Source organism: Paenibacillus cisolokensis (assembly GCF_050481165.1).
Taxonomy (GTDB): Bacteria; Bacillota; Bacilli; order Paenibacillales; family Paenibacillaceae; genus Paenibacillus_AH; species Paenibacillus_AH cisolokensis.
Genome location: NZ_JBCNFP010000001.1, coordinates 74,511 through 85,325, shown reverse-complemented (window position 1 = coordinate 85,325; position 10,815 = coordinate 74,511). Strand labels below are relative to the sequence as shown.

The 10,815-nt window shown below is 58.5% G+C and carries 7 protein-coding genes; 4 read left to right on the top strand and 3 right to left on the bottom strand.

Annotated features, from left to right (window positions below; all coding sequences use genetic code 11):
- From ABEV74_RS00375 to ABEV74_RS00365, 3 genes are all read right to left on the bottom strand, one after another.
- A partial coding sequence (locus ABEV74_RS00375; protein ID WP_430142709.1) for a hypothetical protein occupies positions 1–202 on the bottom strand: 202 nt, incomplete at its 3' end.
- 112 nt (positions 203–314) lie between these two features.
- Positions 315–1,694, bottom strand: coding sequence for a DUF5808 domain-containing protein (locus ABEV74_RS00370; protein WP_430142707.1), 1,380 nt, complete (start codon positions 1,692–1,694; stop codon positions 315–317).
- A 15-nt stretch (positions 1,695–1,709) separates the two neighbouring features.
- Positions 1,710–2,093, bottom strand: a complete 384-nt coding sequence (locus ABEV74_RS00365; protein ID WP_062495166.1) for a GntR family transcriptional regulator — start codon at positions 2,091–2,093, stop codon at positions 1,710–1,712.
- Between the two features lie 294 nt (positions 2,094–2,387).
- Between ABEV74_RS00365 and ABEV74_RS00360 the strand changes: the two genes are divergently transcribed.
- The 4 genes from ABEV74_RS00360 (at position 2,388) to ABEV74_RS00345 (ending at position 10,672) form a co-directional block, all read left to right on the top strand.
- Positions 2,388–3,353, top strand: a complete 966-nt coding sequence (locus ABEV74_RS00360) for an ABC transporter permease (RefSeq protein ID WP_430142706.1) — start codon at positions 2,388–2,390, stop codon at positions 3,351–3,353.
- A 16-nt stretch (positions 3,354–3,369) separates the two neighbouring features.
- Positions 3,370–4,260 (top strand): carbohydrate ABC transporter permease, encoded by an 891-nt coding sequence (locus ABEV74_RS00355; protein ID WP_213529096.1) that lies wholly within the window; start codon positions 3,370–3,372, stop codon positions 4,258–4,260.
- Between the two features lie 104 nt (positions 4,261–4,364).
- Positions 4,365–5,894 carry an extracellular solute-binding protein gene (locus ABEV74_RS00350; protein ID WP_430142704.1) on the top strand — a complete coding sequence of 510 codons (1,530 nt, stop codon included), beginning with the start codon at positions 4,365–4,367 and terminating at the stop codon, positions 5,892–5,894.
- 89 nt (positions 5,895–5,983) lie between these two features.
- Positions 5,984–10,672 (top strand): S-layer homology domain-containing protein, encoded by a 4,689-nt coding sequence (locus ABEV74_RS00345; protein ID WP_430142703.1) that lies wholly within the window; start codon positions 5,984–5,986, stop codon positions 10,670–10,672.
- The last annotated feature ends 143 nt before the right edge of the window (positions 10,673–10,815 follow it).

Sequence of the window (10,815 nt, the reverse complement as noted above, 5' to 3'; positions counted from 1 at the left end):
CGCAGCGGCGGACGCTCGCCGCCGCCGCAGCAGCGGACGCTCGACGTCGCCGCAGCAGCGGACGCTCGACGTCGCCGCAACAGCGGACGCTCGACGTCGCCGCAGCAGCGGAAATGCGCGCTTGCTCGCCGTCGCCGCCTGCAGCAGCAGCGGAAACGCGCCGCGCGTACCGCGCCGCTGTTGCTTTCAATCTGTGCGCCATAGGCGCACCTTTACTGTCCGGGTATGTTGACCCGGGCTCCCACATCGCAATTTCTGCCTGCCCGCTAACCCGAACCCGAACCCGAACACGTTGCGTCCGCCATCCGTTTTTTCTAGTCCGTCAACCTCTCGAGCTGGACGAAAAGCCGCCTCGTCGCCGCGGGATCCTCCTCATTGTAAAAAATATAGCCGTCGTCCAGTTTCATCCGGATATAGGGAGGATTGTTTTTGAAAATATACAATCTCGACTTCCCGAGTTCCCGCAGCCGAAAATGGCCGCGGGCATACCGGTTCGTCGATTCGCCGTTCATTTTGAAACCGGAAGGGACGCTTTCCACAAGCGTTATTTCCCTGATCTCGCCGATATCGAAGCTGTAGGAATACATCGGATAGCGAATTTGGATTTGTCGGTCGGACTCGACGGTCAGTAGAGGCGAAGTCAGTTCGGACCGGATAAGCATGAACGAGACCCCTGCAATCACGACCGCCAAAAGGGCGACAGAACCCCAAACGATCAGCTTTCCGGTTAGCGTTCCGGTATTCACCGTCTCCCCGATGCCGACTCGCTTCGGTACGAAAACGCTTTTGTCCATAGGGTTATGGTAAGTGAAGCCGTTGGCCCAATATTCGTCGTCGTCGGTGCGGATCGCCTTGCCGTCATTCTCGATAATTTCCCGCTCTTGTATCCGGATTCTCCGGTAAACGTAAATGACCAGCCCGACCGGAATGGCCGGAAACAGCAAAACGACGGCAAGCCATACGCCGTTCATGGCCTCGTTGTCGTTGGCCAGCAGCAGGTAAAGGAACAGGAAATGCGCATTTTCGAGCATGGCAACCGTCAGCAGCAAATAGGACACCGCCCTTCGCCTTGCCTGATTCAGGACGAGATTGGTCTCGGAGTTCGCGCTGAATACGGTCCCCTTCGTCCGTCTCATCAACAAGGCAACCACGAACAGCAGCGCGGTCAGAGCCAGCCCGCCAAATGCGGCCCCGTAAAACGGAAAATCCATGGAACCGGCCCACAGCACCAAAGCCCCGGACATCGCAAACGGAATCGCAAACAACCACAACGATGCCGCGCGCTTGTTTTTCAGGTGCGCTACGCGGAGATCGCCCGCAATTATCCGATTCGAACCGACAAACCATTCGTGCTCGCGCTTCAGGGCCAACGTTTCGCGAAACGCCCGCCGGAACGGAACGACCAGGGCGACCGAAAATACCGGAAGCCAGACCAAAAAATAAATGATCTGATAAACAGGCCAAAAATGAAGAACCGCAAACGGAACGGAAGCGGCGAGCGTTACGAGAATCGTCCGGTTCATTCTCCGGACAAAACCGGCCTGAATGTCGCGGATGCCGGGGTGATCCACGGCATGGGCGGGCAAGGCGACGGCGAACAGCATGCCGTTTCTGTATTTGGCCTGCGGCTTGTAGGTCGCGATGATGGCGGCAAAGTTGATTATTGCCGTAATCGATAAAATGACGGTTAACAAATCATTTCCCCCTCTTTAAGGATGGCGATAGCTCATTTTGGCGAAGATCCGCGCGCACAGCTCTTGAAAACGGGAGGAGTCCATGCCTTGGACGACCGCCTCCGCGATCATCAGCTCGAGCCGATCCTCCAGCCGTTGGATCGAATCCGGCCTCCCGCGCCCCGGCGCGTTCACTTTGGCCCCATGACGCCGGTCGATTGCAATATAGCCTTCCTGCTTTAAGAGCGAATAAGCCTTGTTGACCGTCATCATGTTGATGCCGAGCTCTTCGGCCAACTGGCGGACGGTGGGCAGCTTTTCCTGAGGCGCCAGTTCACCCGTCGCAATTCCGATGACGATCTGATTGCGCAATTGCTCGTAAAGCGGGGTATCGCTATCCGGTTGCAACGTTATCAACATATCGTTCCCTCCCGTTATTTAAGTATTATTTATACTAATACAAATAATACTTAAATGTCAATTGGTATCGCCCGAAATCGACAACAAGAGTCCGCCTAAGGCATACTTCCGGCTCGCGAGAAAACATTTGCTCATCAAATTACCACTTTTCGTCATGATCGTCGTCTACTCCCATCCTCCCCTCCGTCTTACAATTCCTTATATACCGCTACGGCATCGACCGGCGCCCGTTCTCGGCCTGGCGTCACCAGACGCCTTTTCCATCAGAGTAAGTCAACTTGGAAGGGGGATACGATGAAACGATCGACAACGCTCGCCGCGCAAACCGCTCCACCACGCCGCCCCGCCGGCTATTTCCGCAAATTGCGGTCCGACGTGTTCAAGGAGTGGGATTTGTACCTGCTGCTCGTTCCCGGCATTCTGTTTATTCTGCTTTTCAAATATACGCCGATGTACGGCATTATCATCGCCTTCAAGGACTTCAACATTTTCGACGGCTACGCCGGAAGCCCCTGGGTCGGGTGGAAGCATTTCGAGAAGCTGTTCCATTCGGCGGATTTTGTCCGGGTTTTCCGCAACACCGTTATAATCAGCCTGCTGAAGCTGGTGTTCTTGTTTCCGCTGCCGATTATCGTGGCGCTTCTGCTCAACGAGCTGAAAAACGTCATCTTCAAACGTTCCGTCCAAACGATCATTTACTTGCCGCATTTTCTGTCCTGGGTCATCGTCAGCGGCCTGTTCATCGACCTGCTGTCCACGAACGGCGGGCTCGTCAATAAAGCGCTGGTCACCTTCGGCATGGAGCCGGTCGCCTTTTTCCTCGATTCGAGCGTCTTCCGCAGCGTGCTGGTCACTTCGGCCGGATGGAAAGAAACCGGCTGGTCGACGATCGTCTATTTGGCCGCCTTCTCCACCATCGACCCGCAACTGTACGAAGCGGCGAAGATCGACGGCGCGGGACGGCTCAAGCAGGTATGGCATATTACGCTGCCGGGCATCGCTCCAATCATCGTGCTGATGCTCATCCTCCGGCTCGGCAACCTGCTGGAGGCGGGCACCGAGCAGATTCTGGTCATGTACAACCCGACCGTCTACAACGTGTCCGACGTCATCGGCTCGTACGTGTACCGGATGGGTCTCGGCAATCAGGACTACAGCTTTACGACGGCCGTCGGGCTGTTCGAGGCGGTCATTTCGTTCGCGCTTATTCTTTCGGGCAATGCGCTCAGCCGCAAATATTTGCAGCGCGGCATTTGGTAAGAGGGGGCTTGTACAGATGTCGAAACCGTCCAATGCGATCCGCAGCTCGGTCCCGGAAAAGCTGTTCAACGCGTTCAACCATCTGTTTTTTATCCTGGCGGGCATTACGACGCTGCTTCCGTTCGTCAACCTGCTGGCCAAGTCGCTGAGCAGCGAGTCGGCCGTTATATCCGGCACCGTCGGCTTGTGGCCGGTCGGCTGGCAGACGGGCACTTATCGGTATGTGCTGCAAAACGCGATGTTCCTCAACGCGTTCCAGGTGTCCGTGCTCGTCACCGTCGTCGGCACCGCGCTCAGTCTGGCGATGACGACGATTACCGCCTATCCGCTGTCCAAGCCGAGGCTCAGGGGGCGAAAATGGTTCCTGCTTCTGTTCATTTTCACGATGCTGTTCAGCGGCGGGCTTATTCCGACTTATTTGCTGATGCACAATTTGGGTCTCGTCAACTCGCTGCCTGTCCTGTTTCTGCCGGCGATGGTGAACGTTTTCAACATGCTCATCATCAAAAACTATTTCGAAGGGCTCCCCGACAGTCTGGAGGAGTCGGCCAAGCTCGACGGCGCGGGCAACATCCGCATTTTGCTTTACGTCGTGCTGCCGCTGTCGCTGCCGGTGCTGGCCACGATCGCGCTGTTTTTCGCCGTCGCGTTCTGGAACGATTACTTCGCCCCGATGATTTATATCACCAATCCGTCGCTCAAGCCGCTGCAGCTTTACTTGAAGGAACTGCTCGTCGCATCCGGAGGCGAATTTTTGAAGGATAACGTCGACGCGGCGCTGAACACGACGCCTCAATCGATTCAGGCCGCATCGATTTTGCTGGCGACGGTGCCGATTCTGCTCGTCTATCCGTTTCTGCAAAAATATTTCGTCAAAGGCGTGCTGATCGGCTCGGTGAAAGGGTAAGGCGGCAGCCAAATCCCCTGAAAGGCGGTGATGGATGAACAGAGCGGCACGGGGTGCGAAGGTTTGCGAGTTTCGAGATTCGATGGACAGGAGGTCTTGAGAGCATGAAACGAAAATATTCATGGCTGGCGCTGATGATTGTCTTCGCCCTTGCGCTTTCCGCCTGCGGCGGAGGAGGGGGAGGAGGAAGCGAAGAGCAGCCTCCCGCGACAGGGGGGACGGAAACGCCTTCGAACGAGCAGGGGGGCCAGACGGAAGAGACCGGGGGTGAAAAGCCGGAGCTACGAATGCTGATGCAGTACGGCATGTTCGATCCCGCCACGGAGTATACGGCCAAATTCATTACCGAAGCGACCGGCTACAAGGTCAACTACGAAATGCTGCCGGCGGAAAACGCCGACGAGAAGCTGAACTTGCTTGTCGCCAACAAGGAAGAGTTCGATATTATGAAGCTGAACGCGGCGCAATTTTACAAGCTGGCGACATCGGGCGCGCTCGAGCCGATCGACGAGCTGCTGGCGGCGCACGGCAATCACATCAACAACGCGATCAAGCCGGAATCGTGGGAAAGCGCGACGATCGACGGCACGCGGTACGCCATTCCCGAAACCGGGTCGGGCATCGCGATCGGCGAGGAGCTGGTCGTCCGGCAGGACTGGATGGATGAGCTCGGCCTCAAGACGCCGACGAATACCGACGAGCTGTACGAGGTGCTGAAGACGTTCAAAGAAAAGAAGAACGTCATTCCGCTCACCGGCAGCAAAGATACGATCATGGGCGACATCGCGGCGGCGTTCGGCGTCGTGAACGAATGGAACGAAGTGGACGGCAAGCTCGTGCATATGGCGGAAATGCCGGAATTGCGAGAATTTCTCGCTTATATGCGCAAACTGTACGAGGAAGGATTGATCGATCCGGAGCTGCCGATCAACACGGCGGCGAAAGCGATCGAGAAGTTTTCCGGCGGCAAGGCGGCGATGTACAAACTGGCGTGGTGGAATGCGGGCAATACGATATCGGCGCTGAACAAAAACTTCCCCGAAGCCAAAGCGGCCGTCATCCCGTTCCTGAAAAACAAGGACGGAGTGGCGCAAATCGGAGCGAATGCCGGCACGACCTGGTTTATCGCCATCCCGAAAGTGTCGAAGCACAAGGAAGACGCCATGAAGCTGCTGAACGCGAAGCTCGAACCGGAGACGTTCAAGGAGATGGCGATCGGCAAGGAAGGGATTCACCACGAGGTGAAGGACGGCAAGTATTACCCGATATTGCCGAAGTTCAACGACGATCTGAACAACGGCAGCAACTTCTTGACGGGCGTGGACGAAACGAACTACCCGATCTATTGGCAGGCGCGCGTGCGCAAAGATCCGATTTTGCAATCTTACTATGAAGAGTTTCAGAAAAACGCGGAAGGCATCACGGTCGTCAACCCGATGTCATTCGCGCCGCCGCTGGACGCGATTTCCAAGAACAAGCTGAAGCTCGGCCAAATGCTGAACGACCATATGCTGGCGATCATTTCCGGCGCGGAGTCGCTGGACAATTACGACAAATTTCTCGAAACGTGGAGAGCGGAAGGAGGAGCGGATTCGGTCGCCCAGGCGAACGAATGGTACCAATCGACCAAGTGAGGACCGGGGGAAAAGCGGCAACTGCAAGCGGCAGCTGCTTTTCCCCTCCATATTCGAAAATGAAGTTTTCGGAAAGGTGGTCTTATTTTATGTACGGATGGAACAGAGCGGCGTTGCCGAAATGGTCGTCTTTGCTCGTGTTCGTGCTGGTGCTGTCACTGCTCGCGCCGGCCTGGCCGGCCGCGGCGGCTACGGAGGAAGGCGGGGTCCTGGCGCCGCCGGACGTCACCGACAGCGTCTACGTCGTGTCGCAAGACGAAAGCGTGAAGCTCAGGCTCGACTATATCAACGACAAGCTCGCCGACCCGCCGCCGGACGGGTATATCGCCCTGTTCACGAGCGGGGCGAATGTGACGAATACGCCGGAGCCCGACCGGGTGCTGGTCAAGGAGGGGGATGTGGCGATCCGGGTCGATGCGTCCGGCAAGGTGCTGAAAGTGAACGGACCGGATGCCGATCCGCCGACAGCCTGGGATCCCGATGAGATCGCAGACATTCCCGCCGGCGGTTATGTCGTGCTGGCGCATGATCCGGATTGGACAAGCTCGACCCGCGCCAAACCGTTGTTTCTCGGCTTTCGCGAAGGCGACACGATCACATTGACGAGAGGAGGGGTTCCGGTGACGGCCGGCGACTTTTTGCCGAAAGGTCCGGGCATTACGCTGGAGACCCCCTCGGAGACAACCGTCGTCTCCCCGGTGTTCGACGTGAGGGGGAACGTGGCGAACGCTTCGCCCGGCATGCGGCTGACCGTGAACGAGGAAGACGCGGTCATCGCGGCCGACGGCAGCTTCGTCTCCAGCGTCTTTCTGCAGCCCGGAGAAAATACGGTTACGGTCCGTCTATGGGACGGGGAGACCGCGGTCGCCTCGGCGTCGCTGACGGTGACGTACGATAATTCCGCCGTACCGGGCGATTATATCGAAGTCGAGGCGGCTCCGATCGACATTACGATCGGCGTGAACGGTCCGCGCAAGCAAATCAACATCATCGACCAGGACGTCTCCGGCATCGATAATATATTGGCGCTGTTCACGCGGGACTTCGGCGCTTCCATTACGGTTCCGCAGTTTAATGTCGCCGTCCAGGTGGATGCCGACAACCGGGTGCTGCGCGTCGTCAATCCGTCCGTGAACGGCAATCCGCCGGTATGGACAGGGCCGACGGAGCTGGACATTCCCGAAGGCGGCTACGTGCTGTTCGGCCAGGATAACAGCTACAACAATGTCGGCATTAAAAAATATTTGGCCGTCTATTTCAAGCCCGGCGATATCATCAAGCTGCGCAAAAACGGCGAAGTCGTGTCCGTCCGGGATTTGATGAGCGGCACCGGACCGAAGGCGCGCCTTACGGTCGACAACCGCCCGATGTATACGGTAACCGACAGCGCGACGAACGTTACCGGTTCGGTGACGAATGTTGAAAACATGGCGGAAATTGCGGTGACGGTAAACGGCGCGGCGGCGGCCGTTGCGGCCGACGGCACGTTTTCCCATGTACAGCCGCTCTCTCCTGGCACCAACTATATCGATGTGGTGGTGACCAGAAACGGCGACGAGCAGGACCGGACCTCGCTGGTCGTATTCAGCCGCCCCGATTTTGCGCCGGACAAAGACGTCATCCTGTGGGTCGACCAGGCATCCAACGCGCGCAAATTTCAAACGAGCCAGCAGGTGTACGATTTTCTGGTGCGAGCCAAGGAAACCGGCATCACCGACATCGCCTTTGACGTCAAGGGCGTGGAAGGATTCGCCTCCTACAAGAAGAACGACCTGACCGGGCGTCCGTACGTCAGCGAGATCAAGGCGCCGGAGAAGGCCGGCTCCAATCCGGACCTGGATTTGCTGGAGGAATTCCTTACGCACGGCCATGCGCTCGGCCTGAAGGTGCACGCGGCGATCAACGTCTTTGCCGAAGGGTCGATCGCGAGCAACGAATTCGCCGTGCTTGATCAACACCCGGACTGGGAGGAGCGCGTCTATATGCCGGAGAACAACGGCGAGATCAAGCGCCTTCGGGAAAGCGCCAGGATGGGGCTGGTCGCTTTCGTCAATCCGGCGAACGACGAAGTGCGGGATTACGAGCTCAAGACGTTCGAGGAAGTCATTAAAAATTACGACGTGGACGGCGTCATTCACGACCGCGGCCGCTACGACAACGAAACGGCCGATTTCAGCGACGAGACGCGGGCGAAGTTCGAAGCGTTCCTGCAGGCAAGAGGGAAGCAGCTCACGAACTGGCCGACCGACATTTTCAGGTACGAGAACGGGACGCGGGTGGATGGGCCGCTCATTCAGAACTGGTGGGAATTTCGTTCCGCCACGATCAAGAGCTTCTTCGGCGAAGTGAAGGCGCTGGTCGACCGGTACGAGCAGCAGAAGGGAAAGACGATTCAGGTGTCTTCCTACGTCGGCTCCTGGTACGAGACGTATTATTTGAACGGCGTCAACTGGGCAAGTCCGAATTTCCGCTACGATCCCCGGCTGGGACTGGGCAGCGAAACGGTTTATACGCCGTCTTATTATGAAACCGGGTATATCGAGCATCTCGATTTTCTGATGATCGGCGCTTATCAGCGGACCGGTCCGGAAGTGGAAAAATATATTACGCTCGGCAATATCGTGACGAACGGGGAAATTCCGCTTTACGCCGGCATTGCGCTGACGAACATTCAGGCGCCGGAGCTGCAGCGGGAAGTGTTCCAGTCGGGCTTGCGCACGACGAACGGCCTGATGCTGTTCGACGCGAGCCAGATCAACTGGGCCGTTGCCGCAGCCGCGCTGCGGGACGAGGAGTACGTGAAGGATTACCAGCTCGGCATGAGCCTGCCGGACAGACCGGACGATTTTCTGGAAGGCAACTACTACAACGTCAACCTGGTGGTCGACAACATCAACGTCATGACCGACGCGTTCGGCCCGACGACGGGAACGAACCGCTTCGGCGTCGAGGTCGTCGTCGACGCGACGGGGGCGGTAACCCGGGTCGCGAACCGCCGGCAGGCGATCGATTGGAGCTGGGGGAATCCGGAGGAGAACAACAGCCCGATACCGCTTGGCGGATTCGTCATTTCGACGCTGGATACTTCGGGTACGCGGACGCTCCGGCAGCTTGTCGCGCAATCGTATGAGATCGGCGATCAGGTGCGGTCCGCGGCGCTGAGAGGCTTCCTCGACTACGACGGCAAGCAGACGGCCGCGAGCGAACTGACGCTGAAAGGCCAAGTTGAGGTGCTCGGACCGGGCGAAGCGGCGGTGACGGTCAACGGCCAGCCGGCCGAAGTGGCGGACAACGGGCAATTTACAGCCGTCGTGCCGCTCGAGCTGGGAAGCAACGCCATCACGATCGAGGTCCGCGTCGACCAGTTCAAGACGAACAGCAAGACGATCACCGTCATCCGCACCGAATCTGGCGGCGGCGATGATGGCGGCGGTGACGACGGTGGCGGTGATGACGGCGGTGGTGATGATGGCGGCGATGACGGCGGCGGTGACGACGGTGGCGGTGATGATGGCGGTGGTGATGATGGCGGCGGCTATATCCCGACGATTCCGATCCTGCCGGATGATATGACGATTCGTCACGAAACGGGAGCAGACGGCCGCTATGCGGCGATTGCCGACATCGATGCCGATTATATGATGAAGGAGATCGACCGTCTGGCGCAGCTTGATCCGTCCGAGCACAAGCTGGAATACGAGATTGACAGCGACGCGCTGACGATCAAGGCGAATTTGCCGGCAAGCGGACTCCGGCAGGCGATTGCCGATATTCCGGAAGGCAGAATCATCCTGAAGACGCCGCTCGGCCGCTACGAATTGCCGGTAGCCGCCCTTAAACATGCGCTGGCAGCAAACGAACAGGCCGATGCGCTGCAATGGTCGATCGCCAGCGTGAAAGGATGGCTGGCCGAAGATATCGCAGAGCGGATCGCTGCAGATGGCGGAACGGCGGCCGGCGCGGCAGTAGACGTCGGGCTCAAGCTTCTGACCGGAAAAAAAGAAGAAGCGATTCCGCGCTTCAACGGTCATTACGCGGTATTGGTGCAGCCGCTGTCCGAAACGGTCGATCCGGCCGCCGCGACGGCCGTCTCGTACGGTGCGGACGGCGGACTGGCGTTCGTGCCGTCGACCTTCGGGACGGACGGTGACGGAAGCGCGGTGAGGATGCTGCTGTCCGGCGGCGGAATCTATACGGTTGCCGCTTTTAACAAGTCGTTTGCCGATTTGCGCGGCCATTGGGTGGAAGAAGCCGCATCCGCGCTCGCTTCGAGACTGATCGTGGAAGGAGTGGGCGAATCCCGGTTCGCCCCGGACGAACCGCTGACGCGCGCGCAATTCGCGGCTTTGCTCGTCCGGGCGCTCGGATTGCCGGGGCAAGCGGCGGACGCGGCCTTCCGCGACGTGCAGCCCGGCGACTGGTACGCCGAAGTTGCGGGCGCCGCCGTGCAAGCGGGGCTGGTCGAAGGCGATGCGAGCGGGAACTTCCGGCCGAACGACAGGCTGACGCGCGAGCAGATGAGCGTCATGCTCGTCCGGGCGCTGGCGTACGCCAACGCTTCGCCGTCCGGCGGCTCAACGGCAGCGGTGCTGCAGCGTTTTGCCGACCGCGATGCGCTTTCGTCCTGGTCGCGCGACGCTGCGGCGGCCGTCGTGGAGGCCGGGCTTATGGAAGGCAAGCCGAACGGCCGCTTCGCGCCGCAAGGAACCGCGACGCGGGCGGAAGGAACGGCTGTGCTGATGCGGTTGCTGCAGTACCTGCATTTTATTGGCGGTTGAAGCAAATATCCCGTTGACTTCCAGCTTCATCCTGTGATACAGTAAGGACAACTTCATAATAAAACGACGGAAGCACCGTGAATGACGCAGCTTGTCTGCGCAGTTCGCGGTGCTTTTTTGTCGTTGGCGGAAGGGGGAACACG